The sequence below is a fragment of the Pandoraea cepalis genome (assembly GCF_902459665.1).
GTDB classification, from domain to species: domain Bacteria; phylum Pseudomonadota; class Gammaproteobacteria; order Burkholderiales; family Burkholderiaceae; genus Pandoraea; species Pandoraea cepalis.
This window is the reverse complement of sequence record NZ_CABPSL010000007.1, coordinates 137,894-161,651: the sequence shown is the minus strand read 5'-3', so window position 1 is coordinate 161,651 and position 23,758 is coordinate 137,894. Positions and strand designations below refer to the sequence as shown.

Annotated in this window: 24 protein-coding genes and 2 tRNA genes; 16 read left to right on the top strand and 10 right to left on the bottom strand. The window is 62.5% G+C overall.

Annotation, left to right across the window (positions count from 1 at the left end; all coding sequences use genetic code 11):
- Positions 1–120 precede the first annotated feature (120 nt).
- The 4 genes from PCE31106_RS11650 to PCE31106_RS11635 form a co-directional block, all read right to left on the bottom strand.
- The gene (locus tag PCE31106_RS11650; protein WP_254440987.1) at positions 121–1,302 is read right to left on the bottom strand and encodes a DUF3734 domain-containing protein; all 1,182 of its coding nucleotides are present in this window, start codon (positions 1,300–1,302) and stop codon (positions 121–123) included.
- A 99-nt stretch (positions 1,303–1,401) separates the two neighbouring features.
- The gene (locus tag PCE31106_RS11645; RefSeq protein ID WP_150563341.1) at positions 1,402–2,199 is read right to left on the bottom strand and encodes a 3-hydroxybutyrate dehydrogenase; all 798 of its coding nucleotides are present in this window, start codon (positions 2,197–2,199) and stop codon (positions 1,402–1,404) included.
- A gap of 166 nt (positions 2,200–2,365) precedes the next feature.
- Positions 2,366–4,033: an energy-dependent translational throttle protein EttA gene (gene ettA / locus PCE31106_RS11640; protein ID WP_017234643.1), complete on the bottom strand. Its 1,668-nt coding sequence runs from the start codon at positions 4,031–4,033 to the stop codon at positions 2,366–2,368.
- 63 nt (positions 4,034–4,096) lie between these two features.
- Positions 4,097–4,444 carry a 2Fe-2S iron-sulfur cluster-binding protein gene (locus tag PCE31106_RS11635; protein WP_017234642.1) on the bottom strand — a complete coding sequence of 116 codons (348 nt, stop codon included), beginning with the start codon at positions 4,442–4,444 and terminating at the stop codon, positions 4,097–4,099.
- A 168-nt stretch (positions 4,445–4,612) separates the two neighbouring features.
- Between PCE31106_RS11635 and PCE31106_RS11630 the strand changes: the two genes are divergently transcribed.
- The 3 genes from PCE31106_RS11630 (at position 4,613) to PCE31106_RS11620 (ending at position 6,704) form a co-directional block, all read left to right on the top strand.
- Positions 4,613–4,993 carry a nucleotide pyrophosphohydrolase gene (locus tag PCE31106_RS11630; protein ID WP_150563340.1) on the top strand — a complete coding sequence of 127 codons (381 nt, stop codon included), beginning with the start codon at positions 4,613–4,615 and terminating at the stop codon, positions 4,991–4,993.
- Positions 4,994–5,180: 187 nt separating this feature from the next.
- Positions 5,181–6,293, top strand: coding sequence for a metallophosphoesterase (locus tag PCE31106_RS11625; protein WP_150563396.1), 1,113 nt, complete (start codon positions 5,181–5,183; stop codon positions 6,291–6,293).
- Positions 6,294–6,407: 114 nt separating this feature from the next.
- A complete protein-coding gene (locus tag PCE31106_RS11620) occupies positions 6,408–6,704 on the top strand; it encodes an acylphosphatase (RefSeq protein ID WP_026132080.1) in 297 nt (98 codons plus the stop codon).
- A gap of 297 nt (positions 6,705–7,001) precedes the next feature.
- On the opposite strand, the gene infA is transcribed toward PCE31106_RS11620, so the two are convergent.
- On the bottom strand, positions 7,002–7,223 hold the full coding sequence (infA, locus tag PCE31106_RS11615; protein ID WP_017234638.1) for a translation initiation factor IF-1: 222 nt from the start codon (positions 7,221–7,223) through the stop codon (positions 7,002–7,004).
- Positions 7,224–7,809: 586 nt separating this feature from the next.
- Between infA and PCE31106_RS11610 the strand changes: the two genes are divergently transcribed.
- Both PCE31106_RS11610 and PCE31106_RS11605 read left to right on the top strand, forming a co-directional pair.
- A complete protein-coding gene (locus tag PCE31106_RS11610; RefSeq protein WP_150563339.1) occupies positions 7,810–8,286 on the top strand; it encodes a CBS domain-containing protein in 477 nt (158 codons plus the stop codon).
- Between the two features lie 489 nt (positions 8,287–8,775).
- Positions 8,776–9,315, top strand: coding sequence for an outer membrane lipoprotein (locus PCE31106_RS11605; protein ID WP_017234636.1), 540 nt, complete (start codon positions 8,776–8,778; stop codon positions 9,313–9,315).
- Positions 9,316–9,406: 91 nt separating this feature from the next.
- Here PCE31106_RS11605 and PCE31106_RS11600 read toward each other — a convergent pair whose 3' ends face one another.
- The 4 genes from PCE31106_RS11600 to PCE31106_RS11585 form a co-directional block, all read right to left on the bottom strand.
- Complete coding sequence (locus PCE31106_RS11600; protein ID WP_150563395.1) at positions 9,407–9,910, bottom strand: M48 metallopeptidase family protein; 504 nt, start codon at positions 9,908–9,910, stop codon at positions 9,407–9,409.
- A 106-nt stretch (positions 9,911–10,016) separates the two neighbouring features.
- Positions 10,017–10,235: a hypothetical protein gene (locus PCE31106_RS11595; RefSeq protein ID WP_017234634.1), complete on the bottom strand. Its 219-nt coding sequence runs from the start codon at positions 10,233–10,235 to the stop codon at positions 10,017–10,019.
- Positions 10,236–10,499: 264 nt separating this feature from the next.
- A tRNA-Glu gene (locus tag PCE31106_RS11590) sits at positions 10,500–10,575 on the bottom strand.
- 17 nt (positions 10,576–10,592) lie between these two features.
- Positions 10,593–10,668, bottom strand: a tRNA-Ala gene (locus PCE31106_RS11585).
- Positions 10,669–10,857: 189 nt separating this feature from the next.
- Here PCE31106_RS11585 and PCE31106_RS11580 point away from each other — a divergent pair.
- On the top strand, positions 10,858–11,322 hold the full coding sequence (locus PCE31106_RS11580; RefSeq protein ID WP_150563338.1) for a CreA family protein: 465 nt from the start codon (positions 10,858–10,860) through the stop codon (positions 11,320–11,322).
- Positions 11,323–11,352: 30 nt separating this feature from the next.
- Here the strand turns inward: PCE31106_RS11580 and PCE31106_RS11575 are convergent, their stop codons facing one another.
- Positions 11,353–13,257, bottom strand: a complete 1,905-nt coding sequence (locus PCE31106_RS11575) for a sigma-54-dependent Fis family transcriptional regulator (RefSeq protein ID WP_150563337.1) — start codon at positions 13,255–13,257, stop codon at positions 11,353–11,355.
- Positions 13,258–13,551: 294 nt separating this feature from the next.
- Between PCE31106_RS11575 and exaC the strand changes: the two genes are divergently transcribed.
- From exaC to PCE31106_RS11525, 10 genes are all read left to right on the top strand, one after another.
- Positions 13,552–15,072, top strand: a complete 1,521-nt coding sequence (gene exaC / locus PCE31106_RS11570; RefSeq protein ID WP_150563336.1) for an acetaldehyde dehydrogenase ExaC — start codon at positions 13,552–13,554, stop codon at positions 15,070–15,072.
- A 185-nt stretch (positions 15,073–15,257) separates the two neighbouring features.
- The gene (gene yiaY / locus PCE31106_RS11565) at positions 15,258–16,406 is read left to right on the top strand and encodes an L-threonine dehydrogenase (protein WP_150563335.1); all 1,149 of its coding nucleotides are present in this window, start codon (positions 15,258–15,260) and stop codon (positions 16,404–16,406) included.
- Between the two features lie 297 nt (positions 16,407–16,703).
- Positions 16,704–17,291, top strand: coding sequence for a TetR/AcrR family transcriptional regulator (locus tag PCE31106_RS11560; RefSeq protein WP_150563334.1), 588 nt, complete (start codon positions 16,704–16,706; stop codon positions 17,289–17,291).
- Positions 17,292–17,360: 69 nt separating this feature from the next.
- Positions 17,361–17,816 (top strand): MaoC/PaaZ C-terminal domain-containing protein, encoded by a 456-nt coding sequence (locus tag PCE31106_RS11555; protein WP_150563333.1) that lies wholly within the window; start codon positions 17,361–17,363, stop codon positions 17,814–17,816.
- The gene (locus tag PCE31106_RS11550) at positions 17,795–18,586 is read left to right on the top strand and encodes an enoyl-CoA hydratase/isomerase family protein (RefSeq protein ID WP_367649265.1); all 792 of its coding nucleotides are present in this window, start codon (positions 17,795–17,797) and stop codon (positions 18,584–18,586) included. The genes PCE31106_RS11555 and PCE31106_RS11550 overlap by 22 nt, the downstream gene beginning before the upstream one ends.
- A gap of 2 nt (positions 18,587–18,588) precedes the next feature.
- Positions 18,589–18,960, top strand: coding sequence for a Zn-ribbon domain-containing OB-fold protein (locus tag PCE31106_RS11545; RefSeq protein WP_150563332.1), 372 nt, complete (start codon positions 18,589–18,591; stop codon positions 18,958–18,960).
- Positions 18,957–20,111 carry an acetyl-CoA acetyltransferase gene (locus tag PCE31106_RS11540; protein ID WP_150563331.1) on the top strand — a complete coding sequence of 385 codons (1,155 nt, stop codon included), beginning with the start codon at positions 18,957–18,959 and terminating at the stop codon, positions 20,109–20,111. Before PCE31106_RS11545 ends, PCE31106_RS11540 begins: the two co-directional genes overlap by 4 nt.
- A gap of 154 nt (positions 20,112–20,265) precedes the next feature.
- Entirely contained in the window at positions 20,266–21,621 is a 1,356-nt protein-coding gene (locus tag PCE31106_RS11535) for a phenylacetate--CoA ligase family protein (protein WP_150563330.1), read from the top strand.
- Positions 21,618–22,808, top strand: a complete 1,191-nt coding sequence (locus tag PCE31106_RS11530; protein ID WP_150563329.1) for a CaiB/BaiF CoA transferase family protein — start codon at positions 21,618–21,620, stop codon at positions 22,806–22,808. Before PCE31106_RS11535 ends, PCE31106_RS11530 begins: the two co-directional genes overlap by 4 nt.
- Entirely contained in the window at positions 22,808–23,746 is a 939-nt protein-coding gene (locus PCE31106_RS11525) for a CoA transferase (protein ID WP_174975120.1), read from the top strand. Before PCE31106_RS11530 ends, PCE31106_RS11525 begins: the two co-directional genes overlap by 1 nt.
- Positions 23,747–23,758: the final 12 nt, after the last annotated feature.

Here is a 23,758-nt window from a genome sequence, read left to right as displayed (position 1 = left end):
TGAGCGGATCGGTTCAACGAAATGCCGGCGATTCGCACGAGCCGGTCGCGGGGCCCTGTCGCGTGTCGGGGGGCACGCCACAGGGGTAGTTCGAACGGGATGAGGCCCGTTAACGACGGGTCAGACGACTTCGTGACGATGGATGTCGTGCGTGACGAAGCCCGAGGTGTCGTCGGGCATGGACAGCCAGTCGGCATGCGTGAGCGTGCGGCGCACGTCGTCGAGTCCGCTTGCCCAGTGATCGAGCATGGTCGCGAGTCCGAACTGATAGTCCTTGTAGTGCCCCTCGTTTTCCTTGTTGCGATAGATGAGCTGGATGACGTTATAGCGCTTGCTGCAGGCGATCTCCTGCGCCGCGTGACACCACGGGTCGTGCGCGCGAACGTCGGCCGGCACACGCTCGAGCACTTCGCGCAACACGCGACGATAGTGCTGGGCGCGCTGCAGGTTGTCGGTCACCAAGCGCGTACGGCTCGAAAACTGGATGTCCTTCTGGCGGCCCGCGACATCGTTCAGATTGTCAGGCAGTGGCCCGCGCGCACTCCACAGATCCACCTGGAACGCGAGCGTGTCGCGGCGCGGCGACGTGCCGAGCACCTCCGAGAGCGGCGTATTCGACACAAGGCCGCCGTCCCAGAAATACTGTCCGTCGATCTCCACGGCGGGAAACCCCGGCGGCAAGGCCCCCGATGCCATGAAATGCTCCGCGCGCAGCTTTTCACGCGTGTTGTCGAAGTAGACGAAATTGCCCGTTTGCACATTGACGGCGCCCACGGACACGCGCGTCTCGCATGCATTGATTCGATCGAAGTCGACGAAACGCTCCAGCGTGCCGCGCAGCGCCGAGGTGTCGTAGTAGCTTGCGTGCGCCGGGTCGCCCATCGCCGCGGGCAACGGCTGCGGCCAGCGTGGCGTGAAGAAGCCCTTCTGGCCTTCGGCGACGGCGCGCCATGCCTGCCATGCGCTGTAGGCGATGCGTCCCGTCTCGGGGCCATTGAGGATGGCCGCCTCCAGCGGTGCCGGCAACGGCGGGAAAACAGCGGGCTCGCAGATCGTGCGCCAGAACGCTTCGAGCTGTGCCACACGACGCTCGAGGGGATTGCCCGCGATGATCGCGGTATTGAGCGCCCCGATGGAAATACCGGCAATCCAGTTCGGCGCGATGCCGGCCTCGAACAGACCGGCGTATACGCCTGCCTGATAGGCCCCGAGCGCACCACCGCCCTGCAAGACGAGCGCGACCGTCTCGTAAGGCGGGAGGTCGATGGCACGTTTGGGGACTTTCGGCGGGTTGGCCGTCATGACCGTTCTCCTGAAGCTTTCTGAGGCTGAATCGAAGCGCGACCGAACGGGACGGCGCCGGCGCATGACGCGGCCGGCGCCCCCCGCACCGTCCGCGCGTTACTGCATGAACCAGCCGTGGCTCACCACGAACGACTGGCCGGTGAATGCGGCCGACGGGAATGTGGCGAGGAAGAGCGCGGTTTGCGCAACGTCGTCGACCGTGGTGAACACGCCATCGACCGTACCGCCGAGCATGACCTTCTTGATGACCTCATCTTCCGAAATCCCCAATTCCTTGGCCTGCTCCGGAATCTGCTTGTCGACGAGCGGCGTGCGCACGAAGCCAGGGCAGATGACGTGCGAGCGCACGTTGTGCTTCGCGCCTTCCTTGGCGAGCACGCGCGCGAGCCCCAACAACGCGTGCTTGGCCGCCACGTAGGCCGACTTCAACGGCGACGCCTCGTGCGAATGCACCGAGCCCATGTAAATGACGATGCCGCCGCGGTCGTCCTTGTACATATGCTTGAGCGCCGCCTTGGTCGTGAGAAAGGCACCGTCCACGTGAATCGCCTGCATCTTCTTCCAATCGGCGAACGAATAGTTCTCGATGGGATTGACGATCTGAATGCCCGCGTTCGAGATCAAGATGTCGACCGACCCAAAGGTCGCCGCCACCTTGTCGATGCCGCTGTTCACCGCCTCTTCGCTGGTCACGTCCATCGCCACGCCAATGGCGCGGCCACCGGCGGCCTCGATTTCTTGCGCCACGGCGTCCGCGCCCTGCTGGTTCAGATCGGCAATGGCCACGGCCGCACCGGCACGCGCGAGCGTGAGCGCAATTTCGCGGCCGATGCCGCTGGCGGCACCGGTCACCACGGCGACTTTCCCATTCAACTGATTCACTGACTGGCTCATTTGCACACTCCTGATTCGTCAAAATGGCGGGTCATGCAGCGCACCTGGCGCCAGCATGGCACGTCGAACACGGGTAATGACAGCCGGCCTACCGCCACGCACTTGTCATGCGCTCGCCGAACCGTCGTTCAAACAGAAAAGGCGCCTTGCGGCGCCCTCTCGTGCCTTACCGCGCGATCGGCTTGTAGCGGATTCGCGTCGGTTTTGCGCCCTCCTCGCCAAGGCGCTTCTTCTTGTCCGCCTCGTATTCCTGATAGTTGCCCGGGAAGAACTCGACGTGCGAGTCGCCTTCGAAGGCCAGAATATGCGTGGCGATACGATCGAGGAACCAGCGGTCGTGCGAGATGACCATCACGCAACCGGCGAACTCGAGCAGGGCGTCCTCGAGTGCGCGCAGGGTTTCGACGTCCAGATCGTTCGACGGTTCATCGAGCAGCAACACGTTACCGCCGGAAATCAGCGTCTTGGCCATGTGCAGGCGCCCGCGCTCACCGCCCGAGAGCGACCCGACCTGCTTCTGCTGGTCAGAGCCCTTGAAGTTGAAGCGCCCGATGTAGGCACGCGACGGCGTTTGATACTTGCCCACCGTCAGCATGTCGGCACCGCCCGCGATCTCTTCGAATACGGTCTTGCTGCCATCGAGCGCGTCGCGGCTCTGGTCGACATAGGCCATCTTGACCGTCGGCCCGATCTTGATCTCGCCGCTGTCCGGCTGCTCGCGGCCCGTCAGCATCTTGAAGAAGGTCGATTTACCGGCGCCGTTCGGGCCGATGATGCCGACGATAGCGCCCGGCGGCACGTTAAAGCTCAGGTCGTCGATCAGCAGACGGTCGCCGAACGCCTTCGACACATGCTTGAACTCGACGACTTCGTTGCCCAGACGCTCACCCACCGGGATGAAGATTTCCTGGGTTTCGTTGCGCTTCTGGTATTCCTGGCTATTCAGTTCGTCGAACCGGGCGAGACGCGCCTTCGACTTCGCCTGACGGCCCTTCGGGTTCTGACGCACCCACTCCAGTTCCTTGTGCAGCGCCTTCTGACGCGCCGACTCCGTCGCCTCTTCCTGCTTCAGGCGCTGCTCCTTCTGGTCGAGCCAGGAGCTGTAGTTGCCCTTCCAGGGAATGCCTTGCCCGCGGTCGAGTTCGAGAATCCACTCGGCGGCATTGTCGAGGAAGTAGCGATCGTGGGTGACGGCCACCACGGTGCCGGGAAAACGCGTGAGGAACTGTTCGAGCCAATCGACCGATTCGGCGTCCAGGTGGTTGGTCGGTTCGTCGAGCAGCAGCATGTCGGGCTTCGAGAGCAGCAGACGTGCCAATGCCACGCGGCGCTTCTCGCCGCCGGAGAGCACGCCGATCCTGGCGTCCCACGGCGGCAGACGCAGCGCGTCGGCGGCCACTTCCAGCGTTTGTTCGATGTTGTTGCCGTCGCTCGCGGCGAGAATCGCTTCGTACTTGGCCTGCTCGGCGGCGAGCGCGTCGAAGTCGGCGTCCGGTTCGGCGTAGGCGGCGTAGATTTCGTCGAGCTTCGTGCGGGCCTCGAAGACTTCGCCCATGCCGCCTTCAACGGCTTCACGCACGGTCTGCTCCGGATCGAGTTGCGGCTCCTGCGGCAGATAACCGATGTTCAGGTTCGGCATCGGGACCGCTTCGCCCTCGATCTCCTTGTCGACGCCGGCCATGATCCTGAGCAGGGTCGATTTGCCCGAACCGTTCAGGCCCAGCACGCCGATCTTAGCGCCTGGGAAGAACGACAGGGAGATGTCCTTGAGAATGTGACGCTTGGGCGGCACGATCTTGCCCACGCGGTTCATGCTGAATACGTACTGTGCCATTCGGCTTTCCTGATCCTGAATCGGTTATGTCGGCTCGGGGGCGAGCGTCAGATAGCGCCAAGTTTAACAAAGCGTGGCGTCGGGCGCGTCGATGACGAGGTCAGCGCGGGCATAGGCGCAGCACGGCAGCAGCCATCCGTCGGTTTTCTCCTCGCGCGACAGCCCGGGCCACGCGATGCGGTAAGCCACCGGGGCGGGCTCGCCGCCGGTCTGGGCCCGGCAGAGACAGGCGCGGCAGGTGCCGTTGCGGCACAGGCTCGGCAGCTTGATGCCGGCGGATTGCGCCGCGAGCAGAATCGGCGTATCGGCCGGGGCGTCGAAGTGCCAGCCCGACGGCACGAGCGTGACGCGGCAGGAGACCGGCTCGGGCTTTGCGTCGGATGGCGCGGGGTCGGGCGTGAAACGGTCCAAGGGTGGTGAGCTCAGGAGGGACAGGGACAGGGATGGTGCACGGCGCATCCAGCGCCAACGCGCTACCATACTCCGTTCGCACAGCTTTTTGTCGCGTTTGCCCAGTCCGCCGTCGGCCCGCCGGCTGCCAGTGGGTCGCCTCTGGACCTTCTCCGAACTTCGCACCCCATGACCGCTGCTCTGAACGAAGCTTCTGCACAAGGTAACGTCGACGCCCCCCACGCGCGTCTCATCGAGACGGCCGGACTGGAAACGGCTCTGCAGGCGTTCGCCGATGCGCGACACTGGCAGCAGTACCACACGCCCAAGAACCTCGCGATGGCGTTGTCCGTCGAAGTGGCGGAACTGGTCGAAATCTTCCAGTGGCAGACCGACGCCGAAGCCCAGACCGTCATGCAGACGACCGAAGCCCGACACGTCGAGCAGGAACTGGCCGATATCGCCATGTATCTCGTGCGATTGTCATCGGTACTTGGTGTCGACCTGAACCGCGCCGTGGCAGACAAGCTCGTCATGAACGCGCAGAAATACCCGGCACCGCCTGCGTAATTCGTCTGCCGCCCTTGCGATTGCGACGCGCGCCCCGATAGTGAGCTCGTCCGCCCCCGAATTTCGAACAGACAACGCCATGTCACCCTCCCCACACGCTTCAACCGCATCCCGCCCCTCGCCAGACGCCGCCCAGGCGCACGGTAAATCGCCACGGCGCACCCTGCCCGCGCGTCCGCGCTGGTTGATGCTCGCGCTCATCGCGCTGTTGCATGCTTACATTGGCTGGCGTTTGCTTACGCCGTTACCGGTCGCCGTCGGCTGGAAGGTGGTGGGCGGACTGTGGCTCGCCGCCTCGGTCGCGCTCATTCCGCTCGGCCTGATGAGCCGCGCGATCCAACGGGAGCCGCTCGCAACGCTGCTGACCTGGACCGGCATGACGGCCATCGGCATCTTCTCGACACTGTTCGTGCTCACGGTGCTGCGCGACGTCGTGCTCGGCGTGGCGATGCTCATCTCGGCACTCGACGCGCAACTCGTCGTCCGCTCGGCGGTGATCGTGCTGATGCTCACCGCCATCGCCACGTTGCTGGGCTTCTACAATGCACGACGCCTCGCGCGCGTGGTCGACGTGGACGTACCCATCACCAACCTGCCGCCCGAACTCCATGGATTCACGATCGTGCAGTTGAGCGACATTCACGTGAGTTCCACGATTCGCCGCAGCTATATCGAGGCCATCGTCGAGGCGGCCAACGACCTCTCGCCCGACCTCATCGCCATTACCGGCGACCTGGTCGACGGTGGGGTACCCGCCTTGCGCGAGCATATCGCACCGCTCGCGCAGCTTACCTCGCGCCACGGCACCTACGTGTGTACCGGCAACCACGAGTACTACTCGGGTGCGCCGGCCTGGGTCGAAGAATTGCGGCGCATCGGCCTGACGGTGCTCGAAAACGAACACGTGGTGCTCGCTCACGAAGGCGCGTCGCTTACCGTGGCGGGCGTGACCGACTTCACCGCGCACCATTTCGATCCGGAAAAGTCGAGCGACCCGCTCGCGGCCGTGGCCGGAGCCCCCGAAGGCGTGCCGCGTGTGTTGCTCGCGCATCAGCCACGCAGCGCGCCGGCGGCGCAGGAAGCCGGCTTCGACCTGCAACTCTCGGGACACACGCACGGCGGGCAGTTCTGGCCGTGGATGTACTTCGTGCCGCTGCAACAGCCTTACGTGCATGGCCTGCACCGGCTCGGCAGGCTGGCCATCTACGTCAGTCGGGGGACGGGCTACTGGGGGCCGCCCAAGCGCTTCGGTGCCCCGTCGGAGATCACGCGTCTGCGGCTGGTCACGGGCAAGGACTGAGCGCGCGCACGGACAACCGGGCGGGCAAGCGTCAAACGATGGCGCTACAATCGCCGCTTCCCTGAAGGCTCGTCTTTCGAATCCTTGTCGTTGCTTTTTCCGCTGCTCGCCGCCATGAAGTCACTCTCGCCCAGTTCCACGCTAGAAACCGTTGCCGTGCGTTTGCGCGGCAAGATTCAAGGCGTGGGGTACCGGCAGGCGGCCGTGCGCGAAGGGCACCTGATTGGCGTGCGCGGTTGGGTGCAGGCACTGCCCGAGGGCGACATTCTCGCGCTGGTGCAAGGCACGCCCGATCAAGTCGACAAAATGCTCGAGTGGATGCGGCACGGCCCGCCTGGCGCGCGCGTGACGGCTTTCGAAAGCGAAGTGGAATACACGGGCCGCCGATTCGACCGCTTCGAGCAACTCTGACAGCACGACACCCGCGCACCGCCGGCCTCGCCTATGCCTCGCTGACGTCGGGCGGGTGCGAATGGCAGACGCTCGGGCGGCCGCTCAGGCAGCACGTTCTGCGAGCAATACGGGGACTATCCGGGGAACAACTCGGGAGGGGAAATCCGGGGGGGAATGTGAAGGGAAACGCGAGGGGAAATTCGGCAGAAAATGCGAAGTGATGGGCAGCGACCGACCGTCGGGTCGCCGCGCATCGCTTCCGTGCGCGTCGAGGCGATGCCTTGCGACGCGCAAAAGCCAGACGTTTTCGCTGACTTAATTCTTGTGACGATAGTTGATGCGGCCCTTGCTCAGGTCATAGGGCGACATTTCCAGCGTCACGCGGTCACCCGCGAGAATGCGGATGCGGTTCTTCTGCATACGGCCGCTCGCATATGCCATCACTACCACGCCGTTTTCGAGCGTGACGCGAAAGCGATTGTCCGGCAATACATCCGAAACGTGTCCGCTGAATTCGATCAGTTCTTCCTTGGCCAATATCGTGTCCTCTTGAGGGTACCGCTCGCGAGAGCGCAGCACCGATGTTACTGAAGGTTCGTTCGCCAATACCGTCGCCGCACCCTGGCGGTGACCGGGTGCACATCGAACGCCAAAAGGAGCCTACCCGGTGGACTGGCCATGACAGCATGGCGGGGCACCGAAACGCGGCGATGGTTCGAAGGAGCAAGGCACATTGCGGCAGTGCCACAATGACGAGCAGTGTGTGTCGGGAGGGCGAAGACCGTGGGGTCTGCGCCATCGGCACAGCGAGTGATCCGGCTCGCAAGACATGGTTGTCAGCGACGCCGATAAAGCTTTTCGCGATCGTCAGGCGATGATCGACGAATTTTCGCCGATCCCGCTAGGATACGCCTTTCTACGTTGCTCGTGGGAAAAAAATGGCATTCGGGCAGCAATCTGGAGGGCCCCGGCCACCGCCGGGTTCCGCAATGCACAAAAAGTGGCCGGTCGTGGCGCCCGCGCGGGTCTGCCGCGCGCGGATTCACTCGGGGACAACGCGAGCATGACGCGCGGTCCGCCCTCAACTATGCTGTAAGTACCCGCAGCCCGCAGGAGGATGACCATGAAAACAGTCGCTCAGATCCTGAAGTCCAAATCGGTCGACACGGTGTACAAGGTGCGCCCGTCCGATTCGGTACTCGATGCCTTGACCCTGATGGCCGAAGCACGCATCGGGGCGGTGCTGGTCAGCGAAGACGATCGCACGATCGTCGGCATCTTCACCGAGCGCGATTACGCGCGAAAAGTCGCCCTCATGGGGCGCACCTCGGTCAATACCCCGGTGCGCGACGTCATGACCTCAGCCGTGCGTTACGTCGGCCCCGAGCAGACCAACGACGAATGCATGTCGCTGATGACGGAACATCGCATTCGTCACCTGCCTGTCATGAAAGACGGCGAACTGATGGGCCTGCTTTCCATCGGCGACCTGGTCAAGGCCATCATCACCGAACAGCAGTTCACCATCGACCAGTTGGAGAATTACATCATGGGAGGTGGCGCCGCGCTGGCGGGCCGCACACCGTCGCGGCCGAGCTGACCTGACGATCACGGCAGCGCAATCAGGGATACAGCGCCTCATTCGAGGCGCTTTTTTCGGGTCGCGCCTCAAAATGTCGGCACCCGCCCGCCTGACGCCCCCGCCCGCTCACGGGCAGGCCCGTGGCATCGTCGCCTCGGCGGTCAGGAGCGGCCGCCCCCCCCTGTTGGATAACGACCTCAAACAGCGCTCAAATCGTAAATCGTTAGTAAGTTCCCACTTTTCGTGAAGCATGTGCAGAACATGCCCGCATGCCTCATCTGGCGAGACGATAATCGATGGGCGCCCCGAAAGGGCGACAATGCGCCTGAAACCGTCGTCGCGGTACGCGCCACGCCATTACAAACGCTTACCTTTTCTTACAGCACAAAGGTCTGCGGAACCCTACATTCCGCGTCGTGGTCGCAATAGACTCACCACAGGGTGCGCAGTGTCACCGCGAACGTCGGTGATGGCGCATTTACCTCACGCTCACGAGGACGAACCAAAATGAACATCAAGACACTTACGGGAATCAGCGCGGCACTGGCCGCCCTCATGCTGGCCGGTTGCGTTGCACCGGGCCCGCAGTATGGGTATCAGCAACAGGGATACCAGCAGGGCTATCAGCAACCGGGGTATCAACAGGGCTATCAGCAGCAGCCGGGCTACCAACAGGGGTATCAGCAGCCGCAACAGCAGCAGATTCCGGGGGCACTGTATGGCCGCGTCGAATCGATCGAGCAAGTGAACGGCGCCAATAACAGCCCGAACATCCTCGGGACGGTGCTCGGCGGCGCGGCGGGCGGCCTGCTCGGCAATACGATGGGCGGCGGGCGTGGGCGCACTGCGACCACCATCGGGGGTGCCGTGATCGGCGCCATCGCCGGGAATCGCATCGAGAACGGCATGGGTCAGCCGAACGTGCTGTACCGCATCACCGTGCGCCTGGACGACGGTCGCGTCGCGACGGTCACGCAAGCGCCGCCGCTGCGCGTTCAGCAGGGCCAGCGGGCCGCCGTCGCGAACGATATGGTGTATCCGTACTGATCGCTCGCGCGTTATAGCAACGGCAATCGCCAAAAACAACGCCCGCCGGTGTCATGCCGGCGGGCGTTGTCGTTTGGCCCGCGCGCAATGCTCAATCGTCAGCGGGTGAGGCCGCCTCGAGCTCGCGCCGAACGAGAAACAGCCGTGTATCGAACTCGAGTTGACGGTACCGAGGCTCCATAAACTCGCACAGGCGGTAGAAGGCCTTGTTGTGGTCGCTTTCCTTGAGGTGCGCGAGTTCGTGCACGACGATCATGCGCAGAAACTCGGGCGGGGCTTCGCGGAACAATGAGGCGACCCGAATCTCCTTCTTGGCCTTGAGCTTTCCACCCTGCACCCGCGAGATCGCCGTGTGCAGCCCCAGCGCATGATGCACGACGTCGATCCTGGCGTCGTAAGCGACTTTGTGGATGGGCGGTGCGCTGCGCAAGTAGTTCTGTTTGATTTGCGCCGTGAAGTCGTACAGCGCGCGGTCCGTCTGCACGGTGTGGCGCTCGGGATAGCGCCGGTCAAGATGCGCGGCCAGCTGGCCCGCGTCGATCAGTTCGCGCACTTGTGCCAGCACGCCCGCCGGATAGGCTGCAATGAAGCGCATGGGGTCCTTCGGCGCGGGACGCCACGGCGTGAGCACGGATGTCATGGGTGGCACACCCCGCCGGTTCGGGCCGCACTGGCGGCACGCGCAATGCGGGGCGCAGCGCTTAATGGTGATGGTGATGCGACCATAGCGGGTCCATCGAGTCGACGAACGACGCCACTGCGCTCTTGTCGCCCGTGGCATGACGCATCAACTGACCGCACTTGCACCAGCCCTGATACGGCGTGATGTGCGAACACGCGGTCGTCTTCTGCAGATACAACGTGACCGGCTTGGCGCACTGGGTGCACTTGAACTTGAGAGTGAGGGCAGGTTTGCTCATGAGGAATTCACCACGGCGCGCGTCGACATGGCGTGCGCAAAGCCGGTATTGTACCGGCAACGCCCGCTGATCCGCTGACACCGGGCAACGGCCAAGGCCTGGCGCACACGGCGGCGCACGTCGCCATCTTGCCGCCCTTCGCGAAAGACCGCCCGTAAACGCAAGAAGCCGGATGTCGTGAAAGACAGCCGGCTTCATGATGCGATTTGCCGAATCTGACGCCGGCGGGCGTCGATGTGTCGATGTCACACCGCTGCCGTGAGATGGCGTCCCCTAGGGGATTCGAACCCCTGTACTCACCGTGAAAGGGTGATGTCCTAGGCCTCTAGACGAAGGGGACGTAAACCGTCATTCGTTTGGTGGAGGTAAGCGGGATCGAACCGCTGACCTCTTGCATGCCATGCAAGCGCTCTCCCAGCTGAGCTATACCCCCGCGCGAAGAGGCGTGACTATAGCGCATTTGATCGCGACCGGCAACTGCTCGACCCAAGCACGGCAGGCGCCCTGGCAGGATGTTGAAGATCGCGCGACGCGGGTAGAATCGGCCGCACGGCGCCCGACTCGGGCGACGCGTGGCGGATGCGGTCGCAGCCGCCGTAGACTCCTGACGGAAGACATTCTCATGAAGAAAGCCGCCGCCCTGGCACTGATGGTCGCCACGAGTTGGGCGCATGCCGAGAAGATCGGCGACGTCGATACCGCGTTCAAGCTCGTGGGGCCGGATCACAAGATTGTCGTCGATGCCTACGACGATCCGAAGGTACATGGCGTGACCTGCTACGTGTCGCGCGCAAAAACCGGTGGACTCAAAGGCCTGGTCGGGCTTGCGGAAGACAAGGCGGAAGCCTCGATTGCCTGTCGCGCGGTCGGGCCGGTGTCGTTCGAAGGGCCACTGCCCAAGAAGGAAGAAGTCTTCTCGGAAGGCCTGTCTCCGCTCTTCAAGAAGCTGCGCATCGTGCGCATGGTCGACAAGACGCGCAACACACTCGTCTATCTCACCTACTCCGACAAGCTCATCGACGGCTCCCCGCAGAACAGCGTGACCGCCGTTCCCGTGGATCGAGCAACGCCGATCCCGATGAAGTGAATGCCCCGCTCGGCGGCTGCGCGACCGGTGTTATCCGCGCAGCAGGCCGAATCGCTTCAACTTTCGATAAAGCGTATTCCGACTCACGCCGAGCTTGCGCGCCGCGGCACTGACCTGCCCCTGACAGGCATCAAGTGTTGTGCGCAACGCCTGGCGTTCCGCCGCTTCCAGGGGCGCCTCCGCCGGCGGGTCGACCGGGGGAAGCCCCGATGCGTCGCGCAATGCGTCCGGCAGGTCGTCCAGCGTGATGACGCCGCGCTCGCTGAGCGCGACCAGCGTTCGAATCACGCTGCGCATCTGACGCACATTGCCGGGCCACGGATACGCGCACAGCCGATCCCGCGCGGCGTCCGTCAGGCCGATGGGACCCTGAGGGCAGGCCTGCGCCAGCAGCGTGTGCATCACGTCGACTTTGTCGTCGCGCTCGCGCAGCGACGGCACGCGAACCTCGAGGCCGCTCAACCGATAGAAAAGATCTTCGCGGAACTGCCGCTCGGCAATCCGTTCGGACAGATCTCGGTGCGTTGCACTGAGCACGCGAATATCGAGCGGCACCGGTTCGCCACCGCCGAGCGGCGACACCCTGCGGTCTTCGAGCACGCGCAGCAAACGGGTTTGCATGGCGAACGGCATATCGCCGATTTCGTCGAGAAACAGCGTGCCGCCATTGGCTTGCCATAGCTTTCCGGCCATCCCTTCCTTGCGCGCCCCGGTGAAGCTGCCGCCCACGTAGCCGAACAGTTCGCTCTCGATCAGCGACTCCGGAATCGCCGCGCAATTCAACGCCACGAACGGGCCGCTGGCCCGTGCGCTTGCCGCATGCACGGCGCGCGCGAAGACTTCCTTGCCGCTGCCGGTCTCACCGCGAATCAGCACCGGCACGTCATGCGCGAAAACGCGGCACGCACGCGAAAATTCACGCGCCAGCACCGGATCGGAAAACGGCTCGACCGCCGCCTCATGCGGCGCGCTCACCGCACGCGTTGCCCGGCGCGCCGCACGCAACGGCGAACGCACCATCGCCACCAGCGCCTCGCCCGTATGCGTCCGAATCGGCCAGCACGCACTCGGCGCCGGATGCGCTTGCGCGAGCAGGGTGTCGAGCGCTTGCGCGAACCATCGATCCACGCGCGTGCCCACCAGCGCGTCGCGCGTCGCGCCGAGGCGATTGAGCGCGCTCTGATTGGCAGCGAGAATATGGCCGGTGTCGTCGAACGCAAGCAATGCTTGCGCGAAGTCACCCAAATGGTCGCCAGGTTCCTGCAACTGCAGCAGCCACTCGTCGCGATAGTGCTGGAAAAAATAGTCGCGCTCCACGACTTTGGCCGACAGGTTCACGAGCGCCAGCGTATGAAACTGGCTTTGCCGGGTCTCATCGGCGCTCGTCGACGAGACATCGATCACGGCAAGCAAGTCCCCTTGCGGCGCGAAGACAGGACTTGCCGTACAGGTGAGCGGCGTGTGCAGCGCGCGGAAGTGATCTTGCTGGCAGATGATGACGGGCGCGCGCTCGACCACGCAGGTACCGATGCCGTTGGTCCCTTCGCACGACTCGCTCCAGTCGGCGCCCGGCCACAAGCCTGCGCGGTGGAAGTCGTCGCGCGTGTCGTCGTGCAGCCGGGAGTCGACGATCACGCCGTCAGGGGCCGTGAGCAGCACGGCCTGGCGCGGATTCATCAACTGACGCTGCAAACGCTCGAGCACCGGCATGGAGACATGGCACAGCCGCTCCATCGCGCTGCGCCGCTCGCGCAGTTGCGACGACGCCAACACCCGCGGCGTCATGCGCGCCCCCGGATCGAGCGCGTAGGTGTCGAGACATCGGCGCCATGAACTCGCGATGTTCGGGTCCGTCGCCGTCGCGACGGACGACAGGTGACCTTGTACGACATCCTGCACACGACGCGCGTGCGCGGATTCTGTCTTGGCTGGCATTGGTCGTCTCCCCCGTGCCGGATGATCTCGTAGTCGTTCCCGAAGCATGTCCCATGCCGGAGGCGATTGCAATGCGGTATGTCAATCGATGGCCATTGGGCGATTGTCTGTCATGAGGATGAGACAACCGTGTCATGGCACGAGACAACCCTGTCTCGGATTCGGCACACATCGCCCGTTGTCGAACCGGCGTCTGGCCCGTGAATCGGCGACCGGCCCCGGGTGGCCCGCGACTTGCTTATTGCCCTGTGTGGCCGCCGCGCCACCGACACGACAATTATCCGGAGACACACCATGCGATACGCCCCGCCCGGCACCCCCGGTGCCCTGCTGACTTTGCAGACGCGCTACGAGAACTACATCGGCGGCAAGTTCGTTCCGCCCGCGGAAGGCCGTTATTTCACCAACACATCGCCCGTGACCGGCGGTGTTATCGGAGAGTTCCCACGCTCCAACGGGGCGGATATCGAGCTGGCGCTCGATGCGGCACACGCGGCGGCGCCCAAATGGGGCAAGACGTCGGTGCAGGCGCGCTCGCGCATTCTGTTGCAGATTGCCGACCGGCTCGAAGCGCACCTCGAACGGTTCGCCGTGGCGGAGACGTGGGACAACGGCAAGCCGGTGCGCGAGACGCTCGCGGCGGATCTGCCGCTGGCGATCGATCACTTCCGCTACTTCGCCGGTTGCATTCGCGCGCAGGAGGGCACCGCCGCCGAGATCGACGAGCACACGGCCGCGTATCACTTTCATGAGCCATTGGGTGTCGTCGGCCAGATCATTCCCTGGAATTTCCCGCTGCTGATGGCCGCGTGGAAGCTCGCGCCGGCGCTCGCGGCCGGAAACTGCGTGGTGCTCAAGCCTGCCGAGCAGACGCCGCTCTCGATCACGCTGTTCGCCGAGCTGGTCGGCGATCTGCTGCCGCCCGGCGTGCTCAACGTCGTGCAAGGCTTCGGCAAGGAAGCCGGCGAAGCGCTGGCGACGAGCCGTCGCATCGCGAAAATCGCGTTCACCGGGTCGACGCCGGTCGGTGGCCACATTCTGTCGATGGCGGCGGCCAACCTGATCCCGAGCACCGTCGAGCTGGGCGGCAAGTCGCCGAACATCTTCTTCGACGACATCATGCACGGCGAGCCGGCGTTCATCGAGAAGGCGGCCGAAGGTCTCGTGCTGGGCTTCCTGAATCAGGGCGAGGTGTGCACGTGTCCGTCGCGGGCGCTCGTGCAGGAATCGATCTACGAGCCCTTCATGGAAGTGGTGATGGCGCGGGTGGCGCGCATCAAGCGCGGCGATCCGCTCGATACCGACACGGCCGTCGGCGCGCAGGCGTCGCAGCAGCAGTACGACAAGATCCTCACGTATCTCGATCTCGCCCGCAAGGAAGGCGCACAGGTGTTGACGGGCGGGGGCATCGAAGCGCTGGGCGGACCGCTGGCGTCGGGCTTTTACATTCAGCCGACGTTGCTCAAGGGCGATAACCGCATGCGCGTATTCCAGGAAGAGATCTTCGGCCCGGTCGTTGGGGTGACCACGTTCCGGGACGAAGCGGAAGCGTTGGCGATCGCGAACGACACCGAGTTCGGCTTGGGCGCCGGGGTCTGGACACGCGACATCAATCGCGCGTATCGCATGGGCCGCGGCATTCAGGCCGGACGCGTGTGGACCAACTGCTACCACCTCTATCCGGCGCACGCCGCGTTCGGCGGGTACAAGAAGTCCGGTATCGGCCGCGAGACGCACAAGATGATGCTCGATCACTATCAGCAAACGAAGAATCTGCTGGTGAGCTACGACGTCAATCCGCTCGGCTTCTTCTGAGCGCTCAGTCTGTTCGCCGCTGAGCTTGCGGCAGATCAATGACGCATCGCACCATGGGTGCGATGCTGCTTTCATTGCTAGCGAAGGACGACTCTTTACACCGCTCACGGGTTCGCATGGGGTATTGACCATGTCGTGCGTGCGCGGTGCGCCCCCCCCCGATGGGACAGATATGGAGCATGACCATGAGCACGACGTTTTTTATCCCCGCAGTCAACGTAATGGGCATGGGTAGCCTTGACGAGGCGATCGCCGCACTGCGTCAGTACCACTTCCGGCATGCACTGATCGTGACCGACGCCGGACTTGCCAAGGCGGGTGTCGCGGAAAAGGTGGCGAAGCTGTTGACCAAACAAGACATCCAGTCCACGGTGTTCGACGGGGTCAAGCCGAACCCCACGGCGGAAAACGTGGAAGCGGGGCTTGCAATGCTCAAGCAGCATCAATGCGACTTCGTGATTTCGCTGGGTGGCGGTTCGCCGCACGACTGCGCGAAGGGGATTGCGCTATGTGCGGCCAATGGCGGAAATATCTCGGATTATGAAGGCGTGGATCGCTCGAAGAAGCCCCAGATGCCGCTCGTGGCGATCAATACGACGGCAGGGACCGCAAGCGAAATGACGCGGTTCTGCATCATTACCGACGAGAAGCGTCACGTGAAGATGGCCATCGTCGACCGTAACGTCACGCCGTTGTTGTCGGTCAACGATCCGACACTGATGGCGGCGATGCCGAAGGGGTTGACCGCAGCGACCGGAATGGACGCGTTGACGCACGCCACCGAAGCGTACGTGTCGACGGCGGCGACACCCATTACGGATGCTTGCGCGCTCAAGGCCGTCACGCTGATATCGCGAAACCTGCGCCGTGCCGTGTCACACGGGGATGACATGGCCGCGCGCGAGAATATGGCCTATGCGCAGTTTCTGGCGGGGATGGCGTTCAACAATGCATCACTCGGCTATGTGCACGCGATGGCGCACCAGCTCGGCGGATTCTATGACTTGCCACACGGCGTTTGCAATGCGGTTTTGCTGCCTCACGTGGAAGAATTCAACGCGAGCGTGAGCGCCGCCCGATTGAAGGATATCGCTCAGGCAATGGACGAATCGGTTGACGGCCTGAGCGACGAAGAGGGCGCAAAGGTCGCGATTGCGGCAATTCGGCGTTTATCGAAAGATATCGGGATTCCCTCGGGGCTCTCGGAGCTTGGGGCAAAGGCGCAGGACGTTCCGACGCTCGCGGCGAATGCGATGCAGGATGCTTGTGGGCTCACCAACCCGCGGCGTGCCGTGCAGGCCGAGATCGAGGAGATTTTCCGGCGCGCATTTTGATGGGGGGAGCGCCGAAGACGCGCTTCCCGACGAGGGCACGACTTGCCTCATCACACGGCGCCGTGAACCGCTGCAGGGTGCGGCGCCGGCATTCCAGGGACATTCTGGCGAGTGGCACGGGGGTTGGCTTCCTCGCCGGACGGTCCGACCCGACGCATCTCCAGCATGGTCGAGCCGGCAAGCGAGGGGGCGCCTGACAACACGGGCGAAAGCGCAGCGCGCGTGGCGCGTCCGGGAGTGCTGAAGCACGATCGGATAGAATGACGAAATCATCTATCGCAAAAAAAAAGCAAGGTCATGGCACGTACGCGGGCGGAGAACTTCGACGATATCAAGTCGCAAATCCTGGCAGCAGCGGCACATCTTTTTGCAGAGAAGGGGTTCCGAAATACGAACATCATCGATATCGGGGCAGCCTGCAACGCGTCGAAGTCGAGGATGTACCACTACTTTCCCTCGAAAGAAGCGATGCTCGAAGCAATGCTGCTCGCGCATGTGAATGGGCTGTTGGCTATCGCGCGCGATATCACGACGTCCAAGCTGACTCCGGAAACCAAGCTGCGCGAGTTCATACTGGCGCACTTGAAGTATTACTTCGAGTCGCGTGATTGCCACAAGGTCCTCCTCGGCGACGCGGAGTATTTGCCGGAGCCCGTGCGCGAGGAAGTGCGGCGTGCCGAGCATCGTTTGATTGAGCAGCTCTCAGCGCTCCTCGAAGAGCTGAATGCGGCAAAATTTGCGTCCCGCCTCGACGTGTCGGCTCACGCCATGCTCATCTATGGAATGCTCAACTGGACCTATACCTGGTACGAGCCGACGGGCAAGCTGGATCTGCCGACATTGGCGAGAAAAGCGTCTGACCTGTGCCTCCACGGACTCCTCTAAATTTTTTTCTATTAATTGACCGTCCAGACGGATTATATATATACTGCCTTCAAATACGGAGGCGGAGACATGAACTTTCTGGACAAGTACTTTGACGAAATCGAGGTGGGCGAGCGGTTCGTCACGAGAGGGCGAACCATTACCGAGACGGACATTGTGCAGTGGTGCGCGCTAACCGGTGATTGGTACGTTCTTCACACGAATGCGCACTACGCGCAAGGCACGCGCTTTGGTCAGCGCATTGCCCCCGGGCTGTTGGTGCACGCCGTCGCAGCGGGCCTGGGCGTCCCGCCAGATGCGCCGGCCATCGTGGCGAACTACGGCACGGATGCCCTGCGATTTGTCGCGCCGACATTCATTGGCGACACCATCAGACTCGAGAGCGAAGTCATCGGGAAGGGGGATAAGCGACCGGGAAAAGATGGCGTTCTCAAACTTGGCTGGAATGTCTTCAACCAGAACAACGAGCTCCTGCTCAAAACCGACATTCAGATTCTCATGAGTTGTCGCGGGAGCGGAAATTGACTACGTCCGGCACCGTACTGCTCACTGTCAAATCGGGGCTGGCGCGAGTCAGCTTGAACAAGCCTGAGGTAAAGAACAGCCTTTCCATCGACGAGATGACCGCAGTCGGCTCCGCGGTGCAAGCGGCGGTGGACGCGGGGGCGCGATGCATTCTCATTTCGGGAGAAGGCGGGGCTTTCTGCGCCGGACGCGACCTTAACGGCACCGATCCCGAGCGCGACGATACCTACGACATTCTTGCGCACAAAATCAATCCGGTGCTGGAAGTGGTAAGAAGTTGCCCTGTTCCCACGATTGCGGCCGTTGCAGGGCCCGCATTGGGGTTCGGCTTCGGATTGGCATTGGCCTGCGACATGACCGTCGTGGCGGATAACGCGATGCTTGGAAGTCCCTTTCGAAAAATCGGGCTGGTCATGGATTCAGGTGGGCACTACTACCTCCGCGAACGGCTTGGGCGACACCGAGCTGCCGAGCTGATCTTCACTGGACGAATGCTGACGGGGCGCGAAGCCGCCGCGATGGGACTCGTCAACCGCAGTGTAGGTGCCGCGGACCTTGATGACGTCGCCACCTTGCTTGCGATGTCGATTGCCAGTGGTCCCACCGCGGCGTTCGCCGCCAGCAAAGAGATTCTCGACGCTGGCAAGACGTATGGCGAAATGGCGGAACATGAGGCCGTTAAACAGGCCGAGGCAATGCGTGGAACCGATGGTAAAGAGGGGCTCGCAGCGTTCAAGGCGCGGCGCTCCCCAGTATTTATCGGGAGATGATCATGTGGCCTGTCCCGGTGCAATCCGCGAGAAACGTGTATTTGAATGGCCTGCAAAACGGGAAGTTGATGTATCAATTCGACCGGACCGTCGGCGTGCCGGTATTCTTCCCGCGCGAGGTGGGCCCCAGTGGGCGCCCTGAAGCGCTTGAGTGGCGTGAAAGCGCGGGCCTGGGGACGGTCTATTCGATGACCCATTTCCATCCCAGGTCGAGACCTCCTTACTCGATCGCGATCGTCGAACTTGATGAGGGATTCAGGCTGATGTCGACGGTCCTCGGCGCACCGTCTGACGCACCGATCGGCACCCGGGTGCGGGCCAACTTCGAGACAACCGACACCGGGCCTCGTGTGGTATTCGAGGTGCATTCGTGAGCAAGGATCTTCGTGGCTCAACCGCGATCGTCGGTGTCGGTGTCAGTGCGTTCCCGGCATTGCCGCCAGGATGTTCGCCGATAGACGCCATGGCGTTAGCGGTTGCTGAAGCACTGCAAGACGCGGGCGTTGCCATAGGGGAAATCGACGGTGTTTTCGCCGCGGGCCTGCAAGTGTTCATGCCGACGTTGAGCATTTGCGAATATCTCGGCATTCAGCCCCGCTACTCCGACTCCACTCAAGTCGGCGGGGGGTCGTTTATCGCACATCTCAATCACGCGCAGGCAGCGATTTCGGCGGGGTTGTGCGACGTGGCGCTTGTGGTCTACGGGAGCACGCAACGCTCCTCGGGCGCGCAATTTGTGTCGCATTCTGAGCCAAACCCGTACGAAACCCCATACACCTATCCCGGGCCGGTTGCCGCCTATGCTTTGATGGCGCAACGGCACATGTACGAGTTCGGAACGACACGGGCGCAGTTGGCAAACGTGGCCGTCTCTGCCCGCAAGTGGGCTGCGCTGAATCCTCTGGCGAGCGAACGTGCGCCGCTCACGGTTGACGATGTGCTGTCGTCACGACCTGTCGCCACGCCATTTACCGTGCGCGATTGCTGCCTGGTCACGGATGGCGGCGGCGCGGTGATCATCACGTCGGCTGCCCGGGCAAAGTCATACAGGCGCGAGCCCATCTATCTGTTGGGCGCAGGCGAAGCGGTTACCCATCGGAGCATTGCGCAAATGACAAATCTCACATCGACGGGCGCGTCGATCTCGGCTTCACGAGCATTCTCACAAGCCCGGCTGACGCCAGACGACATACATGTCGCGCAACTCTACGACGCATTCACGATCATGCCGATCATGTTCGCGGAAGACATCGGCTTCTGTGCGAAAGGGGAAGGCGGTGCGTTCCTGGCGGACGGGCGCACCGAACCGGGAGGCGCGTTCCCCATGAACACCAATGGCGGCGGATTGTCATTCGGGCATCCCGGAATGTTCGGGATCTACACAATCATCGAGTCGGTTCTGCAACTGCGAGGAGATTGCGGACAGCGCCAGGTAAGCGGTGCAGAGATCGCGCTTGCCCATGCACCTGGCGGTTACATGTCGAGCCATTCAACCGCCATTTTTGGAACGCGAGCGTCGTTGTAAGGCGGTTGGATGTCTCTCGTGTGTGTCGTGGTGTCGGCCACGAATCGTTGTGATCGAGCCAGTGGCGATGGCGCGATGAGGTAGCGGCGTTCCCCACAATGGCTGGCCGGGCCAAATAAATAATGTCCAATCCAGGATGGACAAGGAGACAGTGATGGAGACAGTCGAATCAGAACACTTGCAAGGAGATTTCGCGTGTCGGGAGGACGTACTTGCCACGCAAGACAGAAAGCTGGCGTCGCTTGGCAAACGACTGTCTGCCTTCCCCGCTTGGGTGGATCATTTCAAGCGGGCGGGGCTCACCCCGAATGACTTGGCAGATCGTCAGGCATTGAGTGCGCTGCCCACGCTCGAAAAAGCAGACTTGCGCTCGCACTACCCCTACCCCTTCCTGACCGTGCCGCTGGAGCAGATCGCCCGGTTCTGTGCAACGTCCGGGACGACGGGCCTGCCCGTGCTCTTCGGGTTCACCCGGCACGATTGGGAGCATACGATCGTCAAGCAGTTGAGTCGAATCTTCAGAACGGTTGGCATTGCGCCCGGCGATCGCGTCTACCAGGGCTATGGATATGGATTGTGGATCGGCGGAACCTCAATGGATCAGGCGCTACATGCCTACGGCGCCGTGAATTTCCCGGTGGGGCCTGGACGTGGCGACCTGGTCGTTCAATGGCTTCGCGATCATGAATACACGGCGACAACCATGTCACCGCTGTGGTTGATGACACTCATTTCACTCGCCCAGAAGGCCGGCATCGATCCGAAGAAGGATTGGCGTCTGCGGTGTGGTCTGTTTGGCGGTCAATCGGTATCCACGTCATTTCGCAGGGAGCTCGAGGGCATGATGCCGCCGGGATTCGTCGCCCACAATATCTATGGTTCGACGGAGGCCGGTGGTCCGATTCTCTCCATCTCGTGTGAGCACTCTCACGAATCGGATGAGATGCATCTCATCAACGACGACTCGGTCATGGCGGAGATCCTCGATCCGATCACACTGCAACCCGTAGCGCCAGGGCAGATCGGAGAGATTGTCATCACCACCCTCGACAAGGAAGCGTCCCCCGTCGTTCGTTGGCGCACTCGCGACCTGGTCCGATTATCAGAGCACCCCTTCGATTGTCCTTGCGGCAGACGCGGATTCCCCTTGATCGGCCGTATCGTCGGGCGATCCGACGACATGCTGAAAGTGCGCGGCGTGATGGTGTATCCGTCGCAGATCGAAGACGTCATCACGGGGCTCGATGGAACGATTAAAGAGGCGTGGCAAATCTACGTGGACAAGGGCACCGGAAGCCTTGACACGGTTGAGGTAGCCATTGAGCGCATGGCGAACTCCGCCCTGACGCGTGAAGCACTGGAGAAGGAGGCGCAGACGAAGCTCAAGGCGCGCCTCGGTTTAGCCTGCACGGTGGTCTGTCATGAGGAAGGCACGTTGCCCAGGTACGAGTCAAAGGCGGTTCGCGTTGTTCAACGCCCGGGGTCGGCGGGTGAAAAGGGGGAGCAATGACGTCGCTACACGGGCTGAAAGTCATCGACCTCTCGCGCGTGCTGGGCGGACCATTTTGCACGCAGCTCCTGGCCGATCACGGTGCCACAGTGATTAAAGTGGAGCCGCCGCAGGGTGACGAGACACGCGGTTGGGGCCCGCCGTTCAAGGGAGACGCGTCTTCCTATTTCATCGGTGTTAACCGCAACAAGCTGGGTATGGCCCTGGACCTGACGCAACCTCAGGCGAAAGACGTCTTGCTCGATATGTTGGCGGATGCCGACGTGCTCGTCGAGAACTTCAAGCCAGGAACGATGGAGCGATGGGGACTCGGATTCGAGACGTCGCTTTCCAAGCGCTTTCCGCGGTTGATTCACTGCCGAGTGTCGGGATTTGGCGCGACAGGACCGCTTGGCTCCATGCCGGGGTACGACGCCGTGGTGCAGGCTATGTCGGGCCTGATGTCAGTGAACGGAGAAAAAGGCGCCCAGCCGCTTCGAATGGGGGTTCCCGTCATCGACATCGTCACGGGCATGAATGCCGTGATTGCCATCTTGCTTGCCGTACACGCACGCGAATCTTCCGGGCGCGGGCAATTTGTCGAAGCGACGCTTTATGATTCGGGCGTTTCGCTGATGCATCCGCATTTGCCGAACTATCACCTGTCAGGAAAATCCGCAGGGCGCTCCGGAAACGCGCATCCGAACATTTGTCCCTACGACATGTTTCCAACGGCGACCGTCCCCATCTTCCTGGCCATCGGGAACGACCGTCAATTTGCAAAGTTCGCCGAAATCGCGGGCGATGCCGCGTTGGCGAATGACCCGCGATTCCTGACCAATGCACTTCGACTCGAGCACAGTCTGGCGCTTCGGGCCACCATTGAACAGCGAATCAATGACGTTGACGGTGTTGTTCTTGCCGATACGCTAATGAAGGCCGGTGTGCCGTGCGGCGCGGTTGTCGATACAGCGGCGGTCGCAACTCACCCGCATACCCGGCATCGCGAAATGGTCGTGGAGATCGGTGACTATGTCGGCACCGGATCGCCAGTCAAACTCTCGGAAACCGCTGCGCGGTACCGGGCGCCACCGCCGATGTTTGCCGAACATGCTCGGCAGATCCTAGAGGGAATGGGATATGACGAGAGCAGGATTGCGCAGTTGTTGGCGACCGGCGCCGTTCCTACGGCAATGAGGGGGGCATAGTGGACTTGTTTCCCCTCAAAGGCGTGAAAGTCGTGAATTTCGGCCTCAATCTGCCAGGCCCAATGCTGGCCATGCGCCTGAAGAAAAAAGGGGCGGAGGTGCTGCATATCGAACCGCCCGTGGGCGATCCCACACGAACCATGTTTGTCGACGCGAGTGGCACGCCCCTGCTGCATGAGTGGCTTCACGCAGGCAGCGAAGTACTGTCGCTCGACCTGACGGATGATGTTCAACGGCGTCGCGCGCTGAGTGAATGTGAGGTAGCCGATGTCGTGATCGACAGCTTTCTGCCGGGGACGCTCGGCAAGCTTGGTATCGACGCAGGGAGTCTGCGGGATCGCAATGCGAAACTCGTCTACTGCTCCATCGTAGGGTTTGGCAGCAACGCAGGTGCGGCCGCCATACCGGGCCACGACATCAATTTCCTTGCGGCCAGTGGTTTGGCGCACGCGCTTGGTCTTTCGCCGTGGCGAAAGCTTCCAGTATTTCCCGTCGGAGACATCGCGGGCGGCGTGCTGGCCGCCGAAGCGGAAGTGCTCGCCGCGCTCTACGCAAGATCAAAGTCGGGAAACGGAAGGCAAATCGAGATCAGCATCGTGGAGGTTCTTGAAGGCTTGAATCTCCTGGCGGACGTTGCCCGTCAAGTTCCAGACGATCGCTTCAGCGCCTTCCTGTCTGGAGATTTTCCCTGCTATCGCATTTACGAAACCGCCGACAACACGATGGTTGCACTGGGGGCGCTCGAACCCAAATTCTGGGCGCGATTTTGCACACTTATTGGCTGCCCGGAGCTGATTCGGCATCAATTCGACACCCGTGAGCACGCTGGCCGCTGTCATCAGGTAGTCGAGCAAGTGCTACGCGGTAAAGGTGCGTCGGAATGGGAGGCCTTGTCGCTCTCGGCCCCATGCTGCTTAACCGAGGTAAGACAAGCTTAATTAATTACCCGT